Source organism: Nocardia sp. NPDC057227 (genome assembly GCF_042669725.1).
Classification (GTDB): domain Bacteria; phylum Actinomycetota; class Actinomycetes; order Mycobacteriales; family Mycobacteriaceae; genus Nocardia; species Nocardia asteroides_A.
In genome coordinates, this window is the sequence record NZ_JBHUXA010000011.1 from 41,624 (window position 1) to 61,707 (window position 20,084).

The window sequence follows — 20,084 nt, forward strand, 5'->3', positions numbered from 1 at the left end:
TCTCCACAAGCCTTTCGAGCAGTGGAAAAACCTATCGCGAACAGGCGTTCGACGGATCGGGGCGACAATCGGCCGCAGCGCGGCTGCCAGCGGAGCCGGTTATCCCGGCCCCTGTGGATAACACGACAAAACTGGGGATAACTCCCCGGCGCAGCGGTGAAGGGAGCGCCCCCGATGACCGATCCCGACGACGCGGGCCGCCCGCGGACACCACCGTCACCAGCACCGACGACCGGCCCGGACGGTCAGCCGGAGCTGCGCGGAATCGACCTCGCCCGGCGTGCGCTCGAGGAGGCGCGGGCCGCCGCGCGGGCCGCGGGGAAGTCGGTCGGGCAGGGGCGCGCCTCGCCGCGCCGGGCGGCACGGCGCGGCCGCAGGCGCAGCGGCTGGTCCGGCGCGGGCCCGGACGATCGCGATCCCCAGATGTTCTCCAGCCTCACCGGCTCGCTGGTCCGCAGCAGGGGCTGGTCGGCCAAGGTCGCCGAGGGCGTGGTCTTCGGCCGCTGGGCCGGGGTGGTCGGCGAGGACGTCGCGGCGCACGCGACGCCGCTCACGCTGCGCGAGGGCGTGCTGCACATCCAGGCCGAGTCCACCGCGTGGGCGACCCAGCTGCGCATGCTGCAGAGCCAGATCCTGGCCAAGATCTCCGCGGCGGTCGGCCCCGGCGTGGTGACCTCGCTGCGCATCGCCGGCCCCGCCGCGCCGAGCTGGCGCAAGGGCGACCGGCACGTCAGGGGCCGGGGCCCGCGGGACACCTACGGCTGACCGTGGCAATTACCTGATACTCGGTGTTACATTCAATCCCGACGAGGGCGGCGCCGGTTTCACGTGGAACCAGTCGCGGCCCGCGAAAGGATTGTCCATGGCCTTCCCCGCCGAACCCGCCGCGACCGTACGCCGCGGCGACGTCGAACTGGCCGTCTTCGAGACCGGCGCCCCTGACGCCCCGCCCGTACTGCTGGTACACGGCTGGCCGGACACCCACACGCTATGGAACTCGGTCGCCGCCGAGCTGGCGGCGACGCACCGCGTCATCGCCTTCGACAACCGCGGCGCGGGAGCCAGCACGGCCCCGCCCGCCGTGGCGGACTACCGGCTGGAGGAGCTCGCCGCCGACGTGCGCGCGGTGCTCGCGGCCGTCGCGCCCGGCGAGCGGGTGCATCTGGTCGGCCACGACTGGGGCGGCGTGCTCGGCTGGGAGGTCGCGGCCGCGCCGGACGCCGCGTCCGCCATCGCCTCCTTCACCTGCGTCTCCGGCCCCAACCTGGACTACCTCGGCGCCTACCTGCGCGGCCCGCGCACCGCGAGCCGGATGGCGGGCGCGCTGCAGCAGTCGGTGGCCTCCGCCTACACCGTCGCCTTCCAGATCCCGCGGCTGCCCGATCCGGCGCTCCGGCTGCTCGCCACCCGCTGGCCCGCCTTCCTGGCGTTCTTCGACGGGATCGACCCCGCCCTGGTGACCCCGGCCCCGACCCTCGCGCGGGACATGGTGAACGGAATGCGGCTGTACCGGGCCAACATCCGGCGCAGGCTGCGCGCGCCGCGGCCGCGCCCGGTCGAGGTCCCGGTGCAGCTCGTGATCGCCTCCGGCGACCGCGCGGTGCGCCCGGTGGTGCACGCCGAGGCGCCGAACTGGGTGCGCGACCTGCACACCGTCCGGCTGGACGGCGGGCACTGGACACCGCTCTCGCACCCGGCCGAGCTGGCCGCGGCCGCCGCCGGTTTCGTCGCGCGAACGGGCGCGGCGCGGGCGAGCTGAGAAAGCCGCTTCGCACTGCCCCCTGATCGCCCGGAGATGCCGTGCGGAGCCTCCGAAGGCATACCGGTCCCGCCGAAAACCGATTTCTCCGCTCCTGGAAGCTCTCAGGGGTGTCGCAGGTACCACGTATGTCGGCCCTACCAGTAGGATGGTGGAGTAACCAGCGGCGAGGCGCTCGGCTCGATCGGCACCGCCACCCGTGGATCGGCGTGATCTCCCCCAACCGCACCGGTCGGGGGCCACGTGTGTGCGAGCCGGGCGAGAGGCCGGGATCAGCAAGTAAGGAGAGCTACCGACCAGTGGCTGCCAAGGACTCCAACGCATCGGGCTCGGCAACGGGCAAGCAGGACTACGGTGCCTCCTCCATCACGGTGCTCGAAGGGCTGGAGGCGGTCCGCAAGCGTCCCGGCATGTACATCGGCTCCACCGGTGAGCGCGGTCTGCACCACCTCATCTGGGAGGTCGTCGACAACTCGGTCGACGAGGCGATGGCGGGCCACGCCACCAGGGTCGATGTCACGCTGCTCGCCGACGGCGGCGTCGAGGTGGTCGACGACGGCCGCGGTATCCCCACCGACATGCACGCCCAGGGCATCCCCACCATCGAGGTGGTCATGACCCAGCTGCACGCGGGCGGCAAGTTCGACGGCGAGTCCTACGCCGTCTCCGGCGGCCTGCACGGCGTCGGCATCTCGGTGGTGAACGCGCTCTCCACCCGGCTCCAGGCCGAGATCGACTACCGCGGCTACCACTGGATCCAGGAGTACAAGGACGCCAAGCCGGGCAAGCTGGTCCAGGGCGAGCCGACCGACCGCACCGGCACCGTCATCCGCTTCTGGGCGGACCCGAACATCTTCGAGACCACCGTCTACAACTTCGAGACGGTGGCGCGCAGGCTGCAGGAGATGGCGTTCCTGAACAAGGGGCTCACCATCACCCTCACCGACCAGCGGGTGACCGCTGAGCAGGTGACCGCGGACGAGGCGGGCGAGACCGCCGAGGCGCCGAAGCAGGCCGAGGAGCTGGCGGCCGAGCAGACCGAGCACAAGGTCAAGACCAGGACCTACCACTACCCCGGTGGGCTGGAGGACTTCGTCCGGCACATCAACCGCACCAAGCAGCCGATCCACAACTCCGTCGTCGGGTTCACCGGCAAGGGCACCGGGCACGAGCTCGAGGTCGCCATGCAGTGGAACTCCGGCTACTCGGAGTCGGTGCACACCTTCGCGAACACCATCAACACGCACGAGGGCGGCACCCACGAGGAGGGCTTCCGCGCGGCGCTGACCACGGTGGTGAACCGGTACGCCAAGGACAAGAAGCTGCTCAAGGAGAAGGACGGCAACCTCACCGGCGACGACATCCGCGAGGGGCTGGCCGCCATCGTGAGCGTCAAGGTCGGCGAGCCGCAGTTCGAGGGGCAGACCAAGACCAAGCTCGGCAACACCGAGGTCAAGTCGTTCGTACAGAAGACCTGCAACGAGCACCTGCAGCACTGGTTCGAGGCCAATCCGGCGGACGCCAAGACCATCGTGCAGAAGGCCGTCTCGTCGTCGCAGGCCAGGATGGCGGCGCGGAAGGCGCGCGAGCTGGTGCGCCGCAAGTCCGCCACCGACCTGGGCGGGCTGCCGGGCAAGCTGGCCGACTGCCGCTCCAAGGACCCGCAGAAGTCCGAGATCTACATCGTGGAGGGTGACTCGGCCGGCGGCTCGGCCAAGTCCGGCCGCGACTCGATGTACCAGGCGATCCTGCCCATCCGCGGCAAGATCATCAACGTCGAGAAGGCGCGGATCGACCGGGTCCTCAAGAACAACGAGGTGCAGTCGATCATCACCGCGTTCGGCACCGGCATCCACGACGAGTTCGATATCGCCAAGCTGCGGTACCACAAGATCGTGCTGATGGCCGACGCCGACGTGGACGGCCAGCACATCTCGACGCTGCTGCTCACCCTGCTCTTCCGCTTCATGCGGCCGCTGGTCGAGCACGGCCACGTGTACCTGGCCCAGCCGCCGCTGTACAAGCTCAAGTGGCAGCGCGGCGAGCCGGAGTTCGCGTACTCCGACCGGGAACGGGACGGGCTGATGGAGGCAGGCCTCGCGGCGGGCAAGAAGATCAACAAGGACGACGGCATCCAGCGCTACAAGGGTCTCGGTGAGATGAACCCGAAGGAGCTGTGGGAGACCACCATGGATCCCAGCGTCCGGGTGCTGCGCCAGGTGACCCTCGACGACGCGGCCGCCGCCGACGAGCTGTTCAGCGTGCTGATGGGCGAGGACGTCGAGGCCCGCCGCAGCTTCATCACCCGCAACGCCAAGGACGTCCGCTTCCTCGACGTGTGACCGGTGACGCGCCGCCGCCCAGCGGCGGCGCTCCCGTGTCCGCGCACGTCAGCCCACCAAGGAGACTTCCCGCATGACCGACACCACGCTGCCACCGAACGGCGCGGGCGACCGGATCGAACCGGTCGACATCCAGCAGGAGATGCAGAACAGCTACATCGATTACGCGATGAGCGTGATCGTCGGCCGCGCGCTGCCCGCGGTGCGCGACGGCCTCAAGCCGGTGCACCGCCGGATCCTCTACGCGATGTACGACAACGGCCACCGCCCGGACCGCAGCTACGTGAAGTCCGCCCGCCCGGTCTCCGAGACCATGGGCAACTACCACCCGCACGGCGACTCGGCCATCTACGACACCCTGGTCCGGATGGCCCAGCCCTGGTCCATGCGGTACCCGCTGGTCGACGGCCAGGGCAACTTCGGCTCGCGCGGCAACGACGGCGCCGCCGCCATGCGGTACACCGAGTGCCGCCTGACGCCGCTCGCCATGGAGATGCTGCGCGAGATCGACCACGAGACGGTCGATTTCGTGCCGAACTACGACGGCAAGACCCAGGAACCGACGGTCCTGCCGAGCCGCGTGCCGAACATGCTGATGAACGGCAGCAACGGCATCGCGGTCGGCATGGCGACGAACATCCCGCCGCACAACCTGACCGAGCTCGCCACCGCGATCTACTGGGCGCTGGAGAACCACGACGCCGACGAGGAAGCCACCCTCGCCGCCTGCATGGAGCGGATCAAGGGCCCGGACTTCCCCACCTCCGGGCTGATCGTCGGCACCCAGGGCATCCACGACGCCTACACCACGGGCCGCGGCTCGATCCGGATGCGCGGCGTCGTCGAGATCGAGGAGGACAGCCGCGGCCGCACCACGATCGTCATCACCGAGCTGCCGTACCAGGTCAACACCGACAACTTCATCAACGCGATCGCCGAGCAGGTCAAGGACGGCAAGATCGCGGGCATCTCGGATATCCACGACGAGTCGTCGGACCGGGTCGGGATGCGGATCGTGGTCACCGTCAAGCGCGACGCCGTCGCCAAGGTGGTGCTGAACAACCTCTACAAGCACACCCAGCTGCAGACCAGCTTCGGCGCCAACATGCTCTCGATCGTCGAGGGCGTGCCGCGCACGCTGCGCCTCGACCAGATGATCCGGTTCTACGTGAACCACCAGATCGAGGTCATCATCCGGCGCACCAAGTACCTGCTGCGCAAGGCCGAGGAGCGCGCGCACATCCTGCGCGGCCTGGTCAAGGCGCTGGATGCGCTGGACGAGGTGATCGCGCTGATCCGCCGCTCGGCCAACACCGACACCGCGCGCACCGGGCTGATGCAGCTGCTCGAGATCGACGAGATCCAGTCGACCGCGATCCTGGACATGCAGCTGCGCAGGCTCTCGGCGCTGGAGCGGCAGCGGATCGTCGACGACCTGGCCAAGATCGAGATCGAGATCGCCGACTACAAGGACATTCTCGGCAAGCCGGAGCGGCAGCGCGCGATCGTCCGCGACGAGCTCGCGGAGATCGTCGACCGGCACGGCGACGAGCGGCGCACCCAGATCGTCTCGGCCGACGGCGACGTGGCCGACGAGGATCTGATCGCCCGCGAGGACGTGGTGGTCACCATCACCGAGACCGGCTACGCCAAGCGCACAAGGACCGACCTCTACCGCAGCCAGAAGCGCGGCGGCAAGGGCGTGCAGGGCGCCGGGCTCAAGCAGGACGACATCGTCAAGCACTTCTTCGTGACCTCGACGCACGACTGGCTGCTCTTCTTCACCAACAAGGGCCGGGTGTACCGGGCCAAGGCCTACGAGCTGCCGGAGGCCAACCGCACCGCCCGCGGCCAGCACGTGGCGAACCTGCTCGCCTTCCAGCCGGACGAGAAGATCGCCCAGATCATCCAGATCACGACCTACGCCGATGCGCCGTACCTGGTGCTCGCCACCAAGAACGGCCTGGTCAAGAAGTCGCGGCTGACCGATTTCGACTCCAACCGGAGCGGCGGCATCGTCGCGGTGAACCTGCGCGACACCGACGAGCTGGTCGGCGCGGTGCTCTGCTCCGCCGAGGAGGACCTGCTGCTGGTCTCGGCGCAGGGGCAGTCGATCCGCTTCGCCGCCACCGACGAGGCGCTGCGCCCGATGGGCCGGGCCACCTCCGGCGTGCAGGGCATGCGGTTCAACGCCTCCGACGAGCTGCTCTCGCTGAACGTGGTGCGCGAAGGCACCTACCTTCTGGTTGCGACCTCGGGTGGGTACGCCAAGCGCACCGCCATCGAGGAGTACACCGCGCAGGGCCGCGGCGGTAAGGGGGTACTGACCATCCAGTTCGATGCCAAGCGTGGGACGCTTGTCGGGGCACTCATCGTCGACGACGACGACGAGCTCTACGCGATCACCTCCGTCGGGGGCGTCATCCGGACCGCGGCCAGGCAGGTCCGCAGGGCGGGCAGGCAGACCAAGGGCGTGCGATTGATGAACCTCGGCGATGGGGATACGTTGCTTGCTATCGCACGCAATGCCGACGAGCCCGATCAGGTCGAAGACCCCGGTTCCTCCCAGCAGTAGTCCTCACAGCGGCGGCACAGAACGGATCTAAGGAATCCCATTGACCACTCCGAATCAGCCGAACGACGAGCGCCATCAGACGAACGGCGTGACCGAGCGGATCGCACCGTCCCCCATTCCGCCGCGCCCGATCCCGCGTCCGGGAGGCGAGAACGGAACGGATGCACCGGGCAATGGTCAGGGAAAGGCGCCCTCCGCGCCCGCTCCGGGGCAGGGGCCGCAGAACCAGGGTGCGCCGAACCAGGGGCACGGCCAGCTGCCGCAGCGGCAGCCGGGTAGTTCGAATCCGGCTGCGGCACAGGGCCGCCAGGGACCGCAGGGGCCCGGCCAGCAGGGTTCCGGCGCGCAGGGTCAGGGTGCGCAGGGCAACGGGGAGCGCGCGCCCGAGGCCCCGAAGACCGGTGACCAGGAGACCGTCCGGCTCGGCGGGAACCAGCAGGGGTCCGACAGCGGCCCCGGCAGCGGCGGTCAGCAGGCGTTCAAGGACGGCGGCTGGGGGCAGCTCCCGCAGCGCGAGGCGCAGTCCAACCTGCCGCAGCGCGAGCCGCAGTCCAACCTGTACCGCCCCGGGCAGGCGCCGGTCACCGGCCGCCCGTCCGGGTCGGCCGGGCTCAGTGGCGGCGTGACCAACGCCCGCACCACGGCCGACCTCGCGGCCAAGGCCACCCGCAAGGAAGCGGCCATGGTCAAGTCGGTCGGCATCGACGGCCCGACCCGGAGCATCTCGCGCCCGGAGCTGGTCAAGGACATGCCCGACCTCTCCGACATCAGGCACCCGGTGCCGCCCCAGCAGCAGCCCGACCAGGCGCTGCCGTACTACACCCCGGGGCAGCAGCAGCAACCGCCGATCTCGCCGTCCGCCCCGGTCGCCGTCGCGGCCGCGGTGCAGGCGGGCGAGCCGCTGCGCGCGACCGTGCAGATCCGCCGGATCGACCCCTGGTCGACCCTGAAGATCACGCTGGTCATCAGCGTCGCCATGTTCTTCGTGTGGATGCTCGCCGTCGGCCTGCTCTACATCGTGCTCGAGGGCATGGGCGTCTGGGAGCGGCTGGACACCACGCTGGGCGACATGGTCTCCCAGGAGGGCGGCTCGGCCAGCCTGATCGACGCGGGCACGGTCTTCGGCTACGCCGGCGTCATCGGCCTGGTGAACGTGGTGCTCTTCACCGCGCTCGGCACGGTCGGGGTGTTCATCTACAACCAGTGCTGCGACCTCGTCGGCGGCATCCAGGTCACGCTCGCCGACCCGGACTAGACCACCGAGGCTGGTAGCGCCGGACCGGCGCTACCAGCCGTTTTGGTTCCGGGTCGTGGTGTTGTGTACGCTCAACTCGTTCGATTTTAGTCAACTCGAACGACACGGGCCTATAGCTCAGGCGGTTAGAGCGCTTCGCTGATAACGAAGAGGTCGGAGGTTCAAGTCCTCCTAGGCCCACTCCCGGATACGCACAGTAGGGTGGCAACCATGAAGCTTCTCCTCACGGTCGGCATCGTGGCAGCGGTTCTCCTCGCGATCACCAAGCTCCGCAAGCGTGACGAAGCCGATCTCTGGCACGAGGTCACCTCCCGCTGACGCGGTTCCTCGGCTCGGGGCCTTAGCTCAATTGGCAGAGCACTGCCTTTGCAAGGCAGGGGTTAGGGGTTCGATTCCCCTAGGCTCCACTTCTTCTTCCTTCCGCCTGTTCCGTACCGGTCAGCGCCTGCCCGTAGGGTGGGCGCATTGTCGGTGGAACGTGTAGGGGTGCGCGTGGCGAACAGGGGTAGGCGGGCGCGGAGCCGGAGTGTGAACGGGGCCGTTTCGGCGGTTGTCGCGCTGGTGCTGCTCGCGATTGTGGCGGCGCCGGTCTGGCGGTGGATCTCCGCGAACGCGGCGCTGGTCGCGGTGGTGGCGGTGCTGCTGGTCGGTGCGGTGATCGCGGTGAGCATGTGGTGGAGCGGGCTGGCGGCGCGCAGGCGGCTGCGGCGGGAGCGGCGGATCCGGGCAGCGCTGACCTTCGCGGAGATGAGCGCGGGGCAGTTCGAGCACGCGCTGGCCGATCTGTGCAGGCGGGACGGGTGCAGCCGGGTCGCGGTGGTCGGCGGGGCGGGCGATCTGGGGGCCGATGTGGTGGCGCGGGCTCCGGACGGGCGGCGGATCGTGCTGCAGGCCAAGCGGTACCGGGTGGACAACTGGGTGTCGGGGCCGGATCTGCAGAAGTTCGGCGGCACCTGCTTCGCGGTGCACGGCGCCGACGTGGCCGCGGTCGTCACCACCGCGGGCGGGTTTCGCAAGCAGGCGCGGGAGTACGCCGCGCACATGGGGATCGTGCTGGTGGACAACCACGAACTCACCGCGTGGCAGACCGGGGAGGGGCCGCCGCCGTGGGAGTGAGCGACCGGTTACCGTTGGGCGTGCTGCTCGATCACCTGCTCACCGGCCCGCCCGGCACCGCTCCGCTCGATTCGGTCGCCGCGGCCTGGGCCGCGCATCGGCAGGTCACGGCGCGCTGCGCCGACTCGATCGACGCCGCGGTGCTCGGCGGCTGGGCGGCCGACCGGCTCGGCTACGCCTTCGTGGCCGGCTACCAGGAGGCGCTGCGGGCGCTGCTGCCCGGGCTGCCGTCGGCGGCGCTGGTCGCGCTGGCCGCCACCGAGGCGGGCGGGGCGCACCCGGCGGTCATCGAGACGGCGCTGCGGCGGCAGGGGGAGGGCTGGACGGTCAGCGGCACCAAGACCTTCGCCACGCTCGGCACCGAGGCCGACGCGCTGGTGGTGATCGCGAGCGCGGGGCCGGGCGCGGACGGCAGGAACACCGTGCGCACCGCCATGGTCGACCCGCGCGGCCCTGGCGTGCACGCCGAGCCGCTGCCCGCGACGCCCTTCGCCCCCGAGATCCCGCACGCCGTCCTGACCTTCACCGACGCCCCCGCCGTCCCGCTGCTCGGCGACGGCTACGCCGACCACCTCAAGCCGTTCCGCACCTTCGAGGACGCGCACGTGCTCGCCGCCACGCTCGGGCTGCTGGTCCGCGTGGCCAGGCAGTCCGGCTGGCCGCCCGCGACGGTGCAGCGGCTCCTGGGCGCGGTCGCCCAGGTGCGCGGGCTCGGCCTCGGTAGGCCGTCCGGCTCGCCCGCCGTGCCCGCGGGCCCGCCGGATCCGGTACTCGCGGTGGCGAAATCGCCCGCGGTGCACATCGCCCTCGCCGGAACGCTGGATCTGGTCGATCAACTGCTGGCCGAGGTCGGCTCGCTGTGGAACTCCGCCGACCCGGTCGTGCGGGAGCGCTGGGAGCGCGATCGGCGGCTGCTGAACACCGCCGAGCGGGTGCGCGCGCTGCGCACCAGCGCCGCCTGGCAGGCCCTCGCGCGAGGGTGACCGGCGGGTAGCCCGCCGCTCGCTCCGGCATCGGGAGCGACCTGCCGAGATGGCGGAAAAACCTCCTGCAAAAAGGGGAGCGGGCCTCGGCGAAGGGGGGGAGTTAGCCGAGGCCCGCGTGTGGTCGGCCCGGGGGGGAGGGGCCGACGAGAACGATCCTACGCGAAGATTCGCGTTCGCGGGTGCGTGGCAAGCACCACTTTCGGAGAATTTTCCGGCGTGCCGCGGGAGGTCGGGGACCGGGTCTCCGGAAGGCTCCGGCTCGGTCCGAGTGGCGGGTGCCCGAAGTTTGCCAAAAGGGCTGGCCCGCATTGGTATACCCGTCAACAACCGGACATACACGACTGTGAATCGACCGTGTTCCGGACGTCGGGGCAACCCGCTCCGGCGGTGGTGAAATTCGGTCTTTCCGCGTGTCGCGGCGGGCCGGGGGGAGCGGTCGAGTAGTCGACTACGCGTGTCCGGGCCCGGGCGCCGACGAAGGATGGGAACAGGCCGCGCCCCGCGGTAACCCCGAGCGTCGCGGGGTGCGGCCCTCCTGATCGATTTCGATCGGCATCAGCGCAGGTAGCGCGGAAAATCTCCCGGAGAACCCGGACAATTCGATGGAATCTGTCGGACCCCGGGGTAATACTGGCGCCCGAATCGGTCCGCGGACCGATCAGTGACGTGGCGGCGCCGGATACGACGCGGCGCCGGATGACCGAATGTTCCGACTTCCGATCACGAACTCAGGAGAATCATGCCCGACGCAATCGTCGCCGAGGGGCTGGTCAAGCGATACGGCAAGGTGGTGGCGCTGGACGGACTCGATCTGTCGGTGCCCGAGGGCACGGTGACCGCGCTGCTCGGTCCCAACGGCGCGGGGAAGACCACCACGGTCCGGGTGCTCACCACCCTGCTCATCCCGGACGCGGGGAAGGCGACCGTCGCCGGCATCGATGTCCTCGGCAATCCGCGCAAGCTGCGCTCGCGGATCGGCACCTCCGGCCAGTACGCGGCCGTCGACGAATACCTCACCGGCTTCGAGAATCTCGAGATGGTCGGCAGGCTCTACCACCTCGGCACCAAGCGCGCCAAGGAGCGGGCCCGCGAACTGCTCGAGCGGTTCCGGCTCAGCGACGCGGGCGACCGCCCGGTGCGCACCTACTCGGGCGGCATGCGCCGCAGGCTCGACCTGGCGGGCGCGCTGGTGGCGAATCCGCCGGTGCTCTTCCTGGACGAGCCGACCACCGGGCTCGACCCGCGGGCCCGGTTCGACCTGTGGGACGTCATCGAGGAGCTGGTGGCGGGCGGCACCACCCTGCTGCTCACCACCCAGTACCTGGAGGAGGCGGACCGGCTCGCCGACTCCATCGGGGTGATCGACCACGGCACCGTGATCGCGCAGGGTACCGCCGACGAGCTCAAGTCCATGGTCGGTGGCGACCGGATCGAGCTGACCGTCGACGACCAGTCGAAGGTCGCTGTCGCGCAACAGGTTCTGCGCGGCCTCGCGGACGGCGAGATCCAGGTGGAGGCCGGGCTGCGCAAGCTCACCGTTCCGGTGAGCGACGGCTCGGCGGCGCTGGTCGCCACGATCGGCAAGCTCGCCGAGAACGACGTGCGGCTGCGTGACATCGCGCTGCGCAGGCCGTCGCTGGACGATGTCTTCCTCACCCTCACCGGCCACGAAGCCGAGGAGCGGCCGCCCGCCGACGACGACGAAACACCCTTCATCCCGGACGCCCCGGCGCCCGAGGACGCTGCCAAGCAGCTCGAATCGACGGAAGGACGGACCCGATGACCGCCACGAGCGCGCCGGTGGAGTTGCCAGGCGACCCCGGGCTGGTGGAGCGGATGCGGATCGTGGTGATCGACAGCATCACCGTGACCAAGCGCAATGTCATCAAGATCAAGCGCGTGCCGGACGTGCTGGTCTTCGCGACGCTGTCGCCGATCATGTTCGTGCTGCTCTTCGCCTACGTCTTCGGCACCGCGATCCAGGTGCCTGGACTCGAGGGCGGGTACCGCGAGTTCCTGATCGCGGGCATCTTCGTGCAGACCGTTGTCTTCGGCGCCTCCTTCACCGGCGCCGGGCTGGCCGAGGACATGCAGAAGGGCATCATCGACCGTTTCCGGTCGCTGCCGATGGCGCCGGTGGCGGTGCTGGTCGGCCGGACGCTGAGCGACGTGGTGATCAATGTGGTGAGCCTGATCGTCATGTCGCTGACCGGCCTCGTGGTCGGCTGGCGGATCCGCGGGTCGGTGCTGGACGCGGTGCTCGCCTACCTGCTGCTGCTGCTCTTCGCCTACGCGCTGTCCTGGATGATGGCGACGGTCGGGCTGCTGGTGCGCACCCCCGAGGTGTTCAACAACGCCAGCTTCATGGTGATCTTCCCGCTCACCTTCCTGGCCAACACCTTCGTGCCGATCGACGACCTGCCGACGGTGCTCAGGGTGTTCGCGGAGTGGAACCCGGTCTCGGCGCTGGCGCAGGCGAGCCGCGAGCTGTTCGGCAACACCAGCCCGGTGGCGACGCCGTCCGAGGCGTGGTCGATGCAGCACCCGGTGGCGACGACGCTGATCTGGGTCGTCGTGATCCTGGGGATCTTCATTCCGCTGTCGCTGCGGCAGTACCAGCGCACCGTCAGCCGGTAGGGGACCGCGGTCCGAGCGCGCGGCTCGCCGGCCGCGCGCTCGGTCAGGCGGTGGTGCCGGGTTCCGGCTCGCCGACGACCGCGCTGCGCGAATAGCCGATGCGCGGCGGCGCCGGGGCGGGGGCCGGTGGCTGCGGGCGGCGGCTGCGGGCCACCGCTGCGGCGGCGCCTGCGGCGGTGACGGCGGCCGCGGCGATCAGGCGGTTGCGCAAACGGGAGCGGGAAGCCGAGCTCATGGCACCACTGTGGCACACCGCGCAGCAGATCGCCGAATCCGGCAGTGTCTCGAATACGGCTGCGACCTGCGCGATCGGCGGGAGATGGCAGGATGGCCGGTGGTACCGCCGCGCGGCGGGAACGGAGCGAGGAGATGATGCAACCACAACCGCCCGCCCCCGTCTGCGTCCGGCACCCGGACCGCGCGACCGGCCTCGCGTGTACCCGCTGTAACCGCCCCGCCTGCGCGGACTGCCTGCGCCCCGCGGCGGTCGGGCAGCACTGCGTCGACTGCCTGCAGCAGGATCGGCGCTCGACGCCGCAGGTGCGCACGGTGGCGGGGGCGCCTGCGGGCACCGCGCCGCGCCCGCTGGTCACCTACGCGCTGATCGCGCTCAACCTGCTGGTCTTCGGCATCACCGCGGCCCAGGCGAGCAGCGTGGTCGACAACCAGCGCTCGCAGCTCTTCCTGGAGTGGGTGCTCTACCCGCCCGCCGTCGCGGACGGCGAGTGGTGGCGGGTGCTCGGCTCCGGCTTCCTGCACTACGGCCCGCTGCACCTGCTGGTCAACATGTTCGCGCTGTACGTGGTCGGCCGGGACTGCGAGCTGGTGCTGGGGCGGGTGCGGTACCTGCTGGTGTACCTGGTCGCGCTGCTCGGCGGCTCGGCCGGCGTCATGCTCTTCTCCCAGGACAGCCTGACGGCGGGTGCCTCCGGGGCCGTGTACGGCCTCTTCGGCGCGGTCACCGTGGTACTGATCCGGCTGCGGCAGAGCCCGAACCAGATGCTCATCGTGATCGGCATCAACGTGATCATCAGCCTCTCGCTGCCCGGCATCTCGCTCTGGGGGCACCTGGGCGGGCTGACCGCGGGCACGCTCGCCACGCTCGGCGTGCTCTTCCTGCCGCAGTGGGCGGGCGCGAAATCGCCGGAGGCGGCGCGCACCATCGGCTGGGTGAGCCTGGCCGCGGTCGGGCTCGGGGCGCTCGCGGTGATCGGCGTCGCCGGGATGAGCCTGGTCTGATCAGCCCCGGTGCACCAGGTTGTGCCGGAGCATGGCCTCGAACAGCTCCTCCGGGTTCGTGCCGAGATCCCAGCGGCCGAAGATGAGCAGGCGATCGTCGTCGTGGTCCGGCCGCTCGACGTCGAGCTCCAGCATCGGGGTCTTCCGGCCGAGCCTGCGGTAGTGCGTGATCCGCGCGCGCAGGATCTGCGGCCGGGTGTAGCTCACCGGCCCGGTGAGCCCGCGCACCACCAGCCGCGGCTCGGCGCCGGGCACGATGGTGACCCGGGGGCGCTGGCGCAGGCCGAGCCCGGCCAGCCCGAGCAGCCCGAGCGCGGCCACCCCGACCAGGACCATGCTCGGGGCATCGGCGGCGAAGACCGCGGCGATGCCGAGCGCGACCCCGCCCGCGGCCACGGCGGCCAGGGCGGGTGCGGGGGTGGTCCAGGTGGTGCGATCGTCGGTGTCACCGGCGTTCACGGGTGTTCTCCCCAGGTTGTCCTCGAGTTGTCCACAGAATCATCCACAGGTGTGCATGAAACACACCGGTGTGATTCGGGTGCGGACCAGGTCAGCGCCACCGCATGGTCATGATCAGCCCGACCACCATGAGCCCGAAGCCGATCAGGAAGTTCCAGGCATTGAGATCGGCCATCCACTGGATCTGCTCGGCCGCCAGGTAGTAGACGAGCAGCCAGACCAGGCCGGCCAGCATGAAACCGAGCATGATGGCGACGTACCAGACCGGCGACGGGCCAACCGCCTTCACCTTCACGGGGGTGCGGCTGGCCGGGTTGATGGTGTAGTCGGTCTTCTTGCGGACCTTCGACTTCGGCATGGTGTCCTCGCGTTCGGCGTCCGGGCGGGGTACCGGCCGCCCGCGTGGTCTCGGGTTCCAGGCTAGCCCACCAGGTCACGGCCCCGAATACCGGTTTGCGCGGGCCAGTACCCTCGTGTCATGCGCGTTCTGGTCGTCGACAACTACGACAGCTTCGTCTTCAACCTGGTCCAGTACCTGGGCCAGCTCGGGGTCGAGGCCGTGGTGTGGCGCAACGACGACCCGGAATTGGCCGATCCGGCCGGAATCGCGACCGAGTACGACGGGGTGCTGATCAGCCCCGGCCCCGGCACCCCGGACCGCGCGGGCGTCAGCATGGAGCTGGTCCGCGCCTGCGCCGACGCCGTGACACCGCTGCTCGGCGTCTGCCTCGGCCACCAGGCGATCGGCGCGGTCTTCGGCGGCACCGTCACCCGCGCCCCCGAGCTGCTGCACGGCAAGACCAGCGAGGTGTATCACCTCGGCGCCGGTGTGCTGGCCGGGCTGCCCGACCCCTTCACCGCCACCCGCTACCACTCGCTGACCGTGCTGGAGGAGACGCTGCCGCCGGAGATCGAGGTGCTCGGCCGCACCGAGAGCGGGATCGTGATGGCGATGCGGCACCGCACGCTGCCGATCCACGGCGTGCAGTTCCACCCGGAGTCGGTGCTCACCCGCGGCGGCCACCGGATGCTCGCGAACTGGCTGGCGGTGTGCGGGCAGCGTCCCCCCGAGGGGCTGGTCGCGACGCTGGAAGCGGAGGTCGCCGCGCTGGTGCCGCAGTGAGCGCGGCGCGGCCGCACGTGCTGCTGTCCGTGGCGGTCAGTGTCGACGGGTACATCGACGACGCGAGCCCGCAGCGCCTGCTGCTCTCGAACGCCGCGGATTTCGACCGGGTGGATCAGGTGCGGGCCGAGTCCGACGCCGTTCTGATCGGCGCCGAGACGCTGCGCCGGGACAATCCCCGGCTGCTGGTGAACAGCGCCGAGCGGCGCGCCGCGCGGGCGGCGGCGGGCAGGCCGGAGTACCCGCTCAAGATCACGGTGACCGCGCTGGGAAATCTCGATGCCGGGCTGCGGTTCTGGCACCACGGCGGCGCCAAGCTCGTCTACACCACCGACGCGGGCCGGACCAGGCTCGGCGACCGGCTGACCGGGCTGGCCGAGGTGCGCAGCCTCGGCCCCGAGCTCGACCTGTCCGTGCTGCTCGACGATCTCGGCGCGCGCGGGATCGGACGGCTCATGGTCGAGGGCGGCACCAGGATGCACACCGCCTTCCTCGCCGCCGGGCTCGCCGACGAACTGCACGTCGCCGTCGCGCCGATCCTGGTCGGCGACGCGGCGGCCCCGCGCTTCGTCGGGCAGGCCGCCTTCCCCGGCGGCCCCGCGCACCGCATGCGGCTGGCGGGGGTGGAAGCCGTCGGCGACGTGGCCGTGCTGCGCTACCTGCCGCGCGGCCGGGAGGAGAGCTGATGCCAGAGGACGACGACCACCGGTTCCTGGAACGCGCCATCGCCCTCGCCCGGCTGAGCCCGCCGAGCGCGACCGCCTTCTCGGTGGGCGCGGTGCTGGTGGCGGATGGAATCGAGCTCGCGACCGGCTACTCGCGCGAACTGGACGAGAAGAACCACGCCGAGGAGGCGGCGCTGGCGAAGCTGGCCGCCGACGATCCGCGGCTGCGCCTGGCCACCCTCTACAGCACGCTGGAGCCCTGCTCCCAGCGCGCGACGGCGAGCAGGCGGCCGTGCACGCAGCGGGTGCTCGACGCGGGGATCCCGCGCGTGGTGATCGCCTGGCGCGAGCCCGCCACCTTCGTGGCCGACTGCGTCGGCGTGGAACTGCTGCGGCAGCACGGCGTCGAGGTGGTCGAGCTGCCCGAGCTGGCCGCGGCGGCGCGCGCGGTGAACCGCCACCTCGACCTCTCCTGAGCGATCAGGGCGGCCCGAGCACCCCGACGGTGAGCGAGACGGTGCCGTTCTTCGCCATCGACGAGCCCGCGCTCGGCTGCTGGCCGATCACCTTGCCGACCGCGAGGGTGTCGAAGGTGCCCTGGGTGGTCTGGTCGATCTGCCCGGCCCCGCCGGACCAGCCCTCGGCGCGCAGCCGGTCGACCGCCTGCGCCACCGTCAGCCCGACCAGCGACGGCATCCTGACCTGCTCACCGCTCGACACCTGCACGGTGACGGTCGAGCCCTTCTCCGCGCTGGTGCCGCCGGACGGCGTGGTCGCGACCACCTCGCCCTTCGGCTTGCTGGACTGGACCTCCTGGATCACGATCTCGAAGCCTGCGCTGTCCACCAGGTTCGGCTGCGCGACGTTGATGTCCTGACCCACCACGTTCGGCACCCGCACCTGCTCCGGGCCGGTGCCGATGGTCAGCAGGATCGCGCCGTCCACGTCGATCCTGGACCCGGCCGACGGCTCCTGCGCGATCACCTTGTCGCGCTCCGCGTCGCCGGAGGGCTGCCTGCGGACGTTCGGGTCCAGCCGCAGCCCCTTGGAGTTCAGCTCCTGCTCGGCCTGCTGCTGAGTGAGGCCGTCCAGCCGCGGCACCTGCACCTGCTGCGGGCCGGTGGAGACCTGCACGGTGATGGTGCTTCCCTCGTCCGCCCGCGAACCGCCGAGCGGCTGGGTGGCGATCACGTTGCCCGCCGCCACCCGCGCGTCCGGCTTCTCCTGGACGGCGACGCTGAATCCGAGCTGCTGCAGCGAGGTCTGCGCCTGCGCGGCCGGTTTGCCGGAGAGGTCGGGAACGGCCCGCTGGTCCGGCTTGCTTCCCGGGCCGAGGAACACCCAGAACAGCCCGAAGGCCACCAGCACCGCGGCCGCGACGCCGAGCGCCAGGTACGCCGAGCGGCGGCGCTCGTGCTGCTCCGGCTGCTCGTCGTCGTCCGGATCCGCGCGCCGCTCCACCGTGCGGTAGCTGCGCGGGGCATGCTCCTCGGAGTCGATGATGCCGGTGCGATCCTCGTCGGTCATCACCATCGGGGCGCTCGGCTTCTGCCCGCCGAGCACCCGGATCAGATCGGCGCGCATATCGGCGGCGCTCTGGTACCGGTTCGCCGGGTTCTTGCTCATCGCCTTGAGCACGACCGAGTCCAGCTCGCGCGGCACGCCCGAGTGCACGTGCGACGGCAGCCGGGGATCCTCCCTGACGTGCTGGTAGGCGACCGCGATCGGCGAGTCGCCGGTGAAGGGCGGCTCGGCGGTGAGGATCTCGAAGAGGACGCAGCCGACCGAGTAGACGTCCGAGCGGGCGTCGACGGTCTCGCCGCGGGCCTGCTCGGGGGAGAGGTACTGGGCGGTGCCGATCACCGCGGCAGTCTGCGTCATGGGGTTGGCGCTGTCCGCGATGGCGCGGGCGATGCCGAAGTCCATGACCTTCACCGCGCCGGAGCGGTTGATCATGATGTTGGCGGGCTTCATGTCGCGGTGCACGATGCCCGCGTTGTGGCTGAAGTCGAGCGCGGCGCAGACGTCGGCGATGACCTCCATCGCGCGCCGCGGCGGCAGCGGGCCCTTGCCGCGCACCAGGTCGCGCAGGGTATCGCCGTCGACGTACTCCATCACGATGTACGGCAGCGGGCCGCCGTCGATCTCGGCCTCGCCGGTGTCGTACACCGCGACGATGGCGGGATGATTCAGCGCGGCCGCGTTCTGCGCCTCGCGCTTGAAGCGCAGGTAGAAGGTGGGATCGCGGGCCAGGTCGGCGCGCAGCACCTTGATCGCCACATCCCGGCTGAGCCGGACGTCGCGGGCCTTGTGCACCTCGGACATCCCGCCGAACCCGATGATCTCGCCCAGATCGTACCGGGAGCCGAGATTCTTCGGCGTCGTCATTGTTGTCCTTGCCACGGGGTGTAGGGCGCGCGGGAAGTGGAGTCCGCCCCCTGGGCACCGGGGGCGTCGGGGAACGGCAGGTCGAGCGTCGGGATACGGGAGCGCGTCGTCGTGCTGCCCGCGGTGGTGGTCGGCTTGGTTGTGGTCGGCGCGCTGCTCGGCGGCACCGTCGTCGTGGTCGGCGCCTGCGTGGTGGTCGGGGCCTCCGTCGTGGTCGGCGGCGGCTCGTAGCTCGGCTCCGGCTGCGGCGGGGGCGCCTGCCTGGTGGTGGTGATCGGCGCGGGCGGCGGCGGCGGGGCCACCGGCGACTGCGTCGTGGTCGGCGCCGGGGTGTTCTCCGGGTTGGTGTCGCCGCCGAAGAGCAGGTAGATCACGGCGCCGCCGAGCAGCACCGCGCCGATGCCGAGCGCGATCAGCCAGTTCCGGGTGGACTTGTTGTCGTCCCCGCGGTCCGGCGCGCCGTTCGTCGGCGGGATCCGCTGGGCGTGCGCGGTGGCCGGGGCGTGGCCGTGCGTCGGCGGGCCCGCGTTCGCCACCGCGTGCGCGGCGGGCGTCGAGTAGCGCACGGTGGCGCCCTCGTAGGTCTGCTGGCCGGACGGGATCATGGCGGTCGGGCCGGGCGGGAGCACCCGGGTCGCGCCGGTCATCGAACCGGTGGCGGCGGCGCGCGGCGGCGGCGGGCGGCGCCCGGCCTTGACCGCAGCGACGGCGTCGGCGAACTCGCCGCCGCTGCCGTAGCGCTGTTTCGGGTCCTTTGCCATCACGATCTCGATCAGCTCGCGCACGTTGGCGGGCAGATCGGCAGGCATCGGCGGCGGCGTATCGCGGACGTGCTTCATGGCGACGGTGATGGCGCCGTCGCCGGTGAACGGCCGCTGCCCGGCCAGCGCCTCGTAGCCGACGACGCCGAGCGAGTAGACGTCGGAGGCGGACGTGGCGTCCTCGCCGATCGCCTGCTCGGGCGCGATGTACTGAGCGGTGCCCATCACCATGCCGGTCTTGGTCACCGGCGAGGCGTCGACCGCCTTGGCGATGCCGAAGTCGGTGATCTTGACCTGCCCGGTCGGTGTCACCAGGATGTTGCCCGGCTTGACGTCGCGGTGCACCACACCGGCGACGTGCGCCGCCTCCAGCGCCCGGCCGGTCTGCTCCAGCAGGTCGAGGCCCTGCACGACGGAGAGCCTGCCGAGCCGGTTCAGCACCGCGTTCAGCGGCTCACCCTGCACCAGCTCCATGACCAGGTAGGCCATCTCGCCGCCGGAGGGGTCGAGCGTCTCGCCGTAGTCGTAGATGCCCGCGATGCCGGAGTGGTTCAGCTGCGCGGTGGTCTTCGCCTCGGTGCGGAAGCGTTGCCGGAAGGTCGGGTCGGTGGAGAACTCGGACTTGAGCACCTTGACGGCGACCCGGCGGTCGAGCCGGGTGTCGAGGGCTTCCCACACCTGCCCCATGCCACCGGTGGCGATGAGCCGGTGCAGCCGGTATCGGTCGGCGATCATGGCGCCGTTGTTCAGCACTGGGGCCCCCGTACATTCACTCGCAC

19 protein-coding genes and 2 tRNA genes are annotated in these 20,084 nt (G+C 70.9%); 16 read left to right on the forward strand and 5 right to left on the reverse strand.

What is annotated here, in order from left to right:
• The first annotated feature begins 174 nt into the window (after nt 1–174).
• From ACFUJ1_RS17190 to ACFUJ1_RS17245, 12 genes are all read left to right on the forward strand, one after another.
• Nucleotides 175–765 carry a DUF721 family protein gene (locus tag ACFUJ1_RS17190; protein WP_378646633.1) on the forward strand — a complete coding sequence of 197 codons (591 nt, stop codon included), beginning with the start codon at nt 175–177 and terminating at the stop codon, nt 763–765.
• A 97-nt stretch (nt 766–862) separates the two neighbouring features.
• Entirely contained in the window at nt 863–1,759 is an 897-nt protein-coding gene (locus ACFUJ1_RS17195; RefSeq protein WP_378646635.1) for an alpha/beta fold hydrolase, read from the forward strand.
• Between the two features lie 299 nt (nt 1,760–2,058).
• On the forward strand, nt 2,059–4,101 hold the full coding sequence (gyrB, locus tag ACFUJ1_RS17200) for a DNA topoisomerase (ATP-hydrolyzing) subunit B (protein ID WP_378646637.1): 2,043 nt from the start codon (nt 2,059–2,061) through the stop codon (nt 4,099–4,101).
• Nucleotides 4,102–4,174: 73 nt separating this feature from the next.
• Nucleotides 4,175–6,676 carry a DNA gyrase subunit A gene (gyrA, locus tag ACFUJ1_RS17205; RefSeq protein WP_378646639.1) on the forward strand — a complete coding sequence of 834 codons (2,502 nt, stop codon included), beginning with the start codon at nt 4,175–4,177 and terminating at the stop codon, nt 6,674–6,676.
• 40 nt (nt 6,677–6,716) lie between these two features.
• Complete coding sequence (locus ACFUJ1_RS17210) at nt 6,717–7,931, forward strand: DUF3566 domain-containing protein (RefSeq protein WP_378646641.1); 1,215 nt, start codon at nt 6,717–6,719, stop codon at nt 7,929–7,931.
• A gap of 106 nt (nt 7,932–8,037) precedes the next feature.
• Nucleotides 8,038–8,111, forward strand: a tRNA-Ile gene (locus ACFUJ1_RS17215).
• 30 nt (nt 8,112–8,141) lie between these two features.
• Nucleotides 8,142–8,249, forward strand: coding sequence for a DLW-39 family protein (locus ACFUJ1_RS17220; RefSeq protein WP_233015370.1), 108 nt, complete (start codon nt 8,142–8,144; stop codon nt 8,247–8,249).
• A gap of 16 nt (nt 8,250–8,265) precedes the next feature.
• A tRNA-Ala gene (locus tag ACFUJ1_RS17225) sits at nt 8,266–8,338 on the forward strand.
• A gap of 121 nt (nt 8,339–8,459) precedes the next feature.
• A complete protein-coding gene (locus ACFUJ1_RS17230) occupies nt 8,460–9,047 on the forward strand; it encodes a restriction endonuclease (RefSeq protein WP_378646643.1) in 588 nt (195 codons plus the stop codon).
• Between the two features lie 20 nt (nt 9,048–9,067).
• The gene (locus ACFUJ1_RS17235) at nt 9,068–10,030 is read left to right on the forward strand and encodes an acyl-CoA dehydrogenase family protein (protein WP_378646645.1); all 963 of its coding nucleotides are present in this window, start codon (nt 9,068–9,070) and stop codon (nt 10,028–10,030) included.
• A gap of 742 nt (nt 10,031–10,772) precedes the next feature.
• Nucleotides 10,773–11,816 carry an ATP-binding cassette domain-containing protein gene (locus ACFUJ1_RS17240; protein ID WP_378646647.1) on the forward strand — a complete coding sequence of 348 codons (1,044 nt, stop codon included), beginning with the start codon at nt 10,773–10,775 and terminating at the stop codon, nt 11,814–11,816.
• Nucleotides 11,817–11,869: 53 nt separating this feature from the next.
• Nucleotides 11,870–12,670, forward strand: coding sequence for an ABC transporter permease (locus tag ACFUJ1_RS17245; protein ID WP_378646913.1), 801 nt, complete (start codon nt 11,870–11,872; stop codon nt 12,668–12,670).
• A gap of 43 nt (nt 12,671–12,713) precedes the next feature.
• Here ACFUJ1_RS17245 and ACFUJ1_RS17250 read toward each other — a convergent pair whose 3' ends face one another.
• Nucleotides 12,714–12,905: a hypothetical protein gene (locus ACFUJ1_RS17250; RefSeq protein WP_378646649.1), complete on the reverse strand. Its 192-nt coding sequence runs from the start codon at nt 12,903–12,905 to the stop codon at nt 12,714–12,716.
• A 134-nt stretch (nt 12,906–13,039) separates the two neighbouring features.
• Here ACFUJ1_RS17250 and ACFUJ1_RS17255 point away from each other — a divergent pair, with 134 nt between their 5' ends.
• On the forward strand, nt 13,040–13,909 hold the full coding sequence (locus tag ACFUJ1_RS17255; protein ID WP_378646651.1) for a rhomboid family intramembrane serine protease: 870 nt from the start codon (nt 13,040–13,042) through the stop codon (nt 13,907–13,909).
• On the opposite strand, the gene ACFUJ1_RS17260 is transcribed toward ACFUJ1_RS17255, so the two are convergent.
• Both ACFUJ1_RS17260 and crgA read right to left on the reverse strand, forming a co-directional pair.
• Nucleotides 13,910–14,368: a PH domain-containing protein gene (locus ACFUJ1_RS17260; protein ID WP_378646653.1), complete on the reverse strand. Its 459-nt coding sequence runs from the start codon at nt 14,366–14,368 to the stop codon at nt 13,910–13,912.
• A gap of 91 nt (nt 14,369–14,459) precedes the next feature.
• Complete coding sequence (gene crgA / locus ACFUJ1_RS17265; protein ID WP_233015383.1) at nt 14,460–14,726, reverse strand: cell division protein CrgA; 267 nt, start codon at nt 14,724–14,726, stop codon at nt 14,460–14,462.
• Between the two features lie 120 nt (nt 14,727–14,846).
• Between crgA and ACFUJ1_RS17270 the strand changes: the two genes are divergently transcribed.
• From ACFUJ1_RS17270 to ACFUJ1_RS17280, 3 genes are read left to right on the forward strand one after another with little or no spacing between them, the layout of a single operon-like run.
• Entirely contained in the window at nt 14,847–15,491 is a 645-nt protein-coding gene (locus ACFUJ1_RS17270; RefSeq protein ID WP_378646655.1) for an aminodeoxychorismate/anthranilate synthase component II, read from the forward strand.
• Complete coding sequence (locus tag ACFUJ1_RS17275; RefSeq protein ID WP_378646657.1) at nt 15,488–16,177, forward strand: RibD family protein; 690 nt, start codon at nt 15,488–15,490, stop codon at nt 16,175–16,177. Before ACFUJ1_RS17270 ends, ACFUJ1_RS17275 begins: the two co-directional genes overlap by 4 nt.
• A complete protein-coding gene (locus ACFUJ1_RS17280; protein WP_378646659.1) occupies nt 16,177–16,632 on the forward strand; it encodes a deaminase in 456 nt (151 codons plus the stop codon). Before ACFUJ1_RS17275 ends, ACFUJ1_RS17280 begins: the two co-directional genes overlap by 1 nt.
• 4 nt (nt 16,633–16,636) lie before the next feature.
• On the opposite strand, the gene pknB is transcribed toward ACFUJ1_RS17280, so the two are convergent.
• Together pknB and ACFUJ1_RS17290 are read right to left on the reverse strand one after the other, a co-directional pair.
• Nucleotides 16,637–18,544, reverse strand: a complete 1,908-nt coding sequence (gene pknB, locus ACFUJ1_RS17285; protein ID WP_378646661.1) for a Stk1 family PASTA domain-containing Ser/Thr kinase — start codon at nt 18,542–18,544, stop codon at nt 16,637–16,639.
• Entirely contained in the window at nt 18,541–20,040 is a 1,500-nt protein-coding gene (locus tag ACFUJ1_RS17290) for a protein kinase (RefSeq protein WP_378646663.1), read from the reverse strand. The genes pknB and ACFUJ1_RS17290 overlap by 4 nt, the downstream gene beginning before the upstream one ends.
• Between the last annotated feature and the right edge of the window lie 44 nt (nt 20,041–20,084).

Coding starts and splice junctions, on each gene's coding strand:
- ACFUJ1_RS17190 (WP_378646633.1), top strand. CDS start 175: ATGACCGATCCCGACGACGCGGGCCGCCCGCGGACACCACCGTCACCA.
- crgA (WP_233015383.1), bottom strand. CDS start 14,726: ATGCCGAAGTCGAAGGTCCGCAAGAAGACCGACTACACCATCAACCCG.
- ACFUJ1_RS17270 (WP_378646655.1), top strand. CDS start 14,847: ATGCGCGTTCTGGTCGTCGACAACTACGACAGCTTCGTCTTCAACCTG.
- ACFUJ1_RS17290 (WP_378646663.1), bottom strand. CDS start 20,040: ATGATCGCCGACCGATACCGGCTGCACCGGCTCATCGCCACCGGTGGC.
- ACFUJ1_RS17195 (WP_378646635.1), top strand. CDS start 863: ATGGCCTTCCCCGCCGAACCCGCCGCGACCGTACGCCGCGGCGACGTC.
- ACFUJ1_RS17280 (WP_378646659.1), top strand. CDS start 16,177: ATGCCAGAGGACGACGACCACCGGTTCCTGGAACGCGCCATCGCCCTC.
- ACFUJ1_RS17240 (WP_378646647.1), top strand. CDS start 10,773: ATGCCCGACGCAATCGTCGCCGAGGGGCTGGTCAAGCGATACGGCAAG.
- pknB (WP_378646661.1), bottom strand. CDS start 18,544: ATGACGACGCCGAAGAATCTCGGCTCCCGGTACGATCTGGGCGAGATC.
- ACFUJ1_RS17245 (WP_378646913.1), top strand. CDS start 11,870: ATGCGGATCGTGGTGATCGACAGCATCACCGTGACCAAGCGCAATGTC.
- ACFUJ1_RS17255 (WP_378646651.1), top strand. CDS start 13,040: ATGATGCAACCACAACCGCCCGCCCCCGTCTGCGTCCGGCACCCGGAC.
- ACFUJ1_RS17220 (WP_233015370.1), top strand. CDS start 8,142: ATGAAGCTTCTCCTCACGGTCGGCATCGTGGCAGCGGTTCTCCTCGCG.
- ACFUJ1_RS17250 (WP_378646649.1), bottom strand. CDS start 12,905: ATGAGCTCGGCTTCCCGCTCCCGTTTGCGCAACCGCCTGATCGCCGCG.
- gyrA (WP_378646639.1), top strand. CDS start 4,175: ATGACCGACACCACGCTGCCACCGAACGGCGCGGGCGACCGGATCGAA.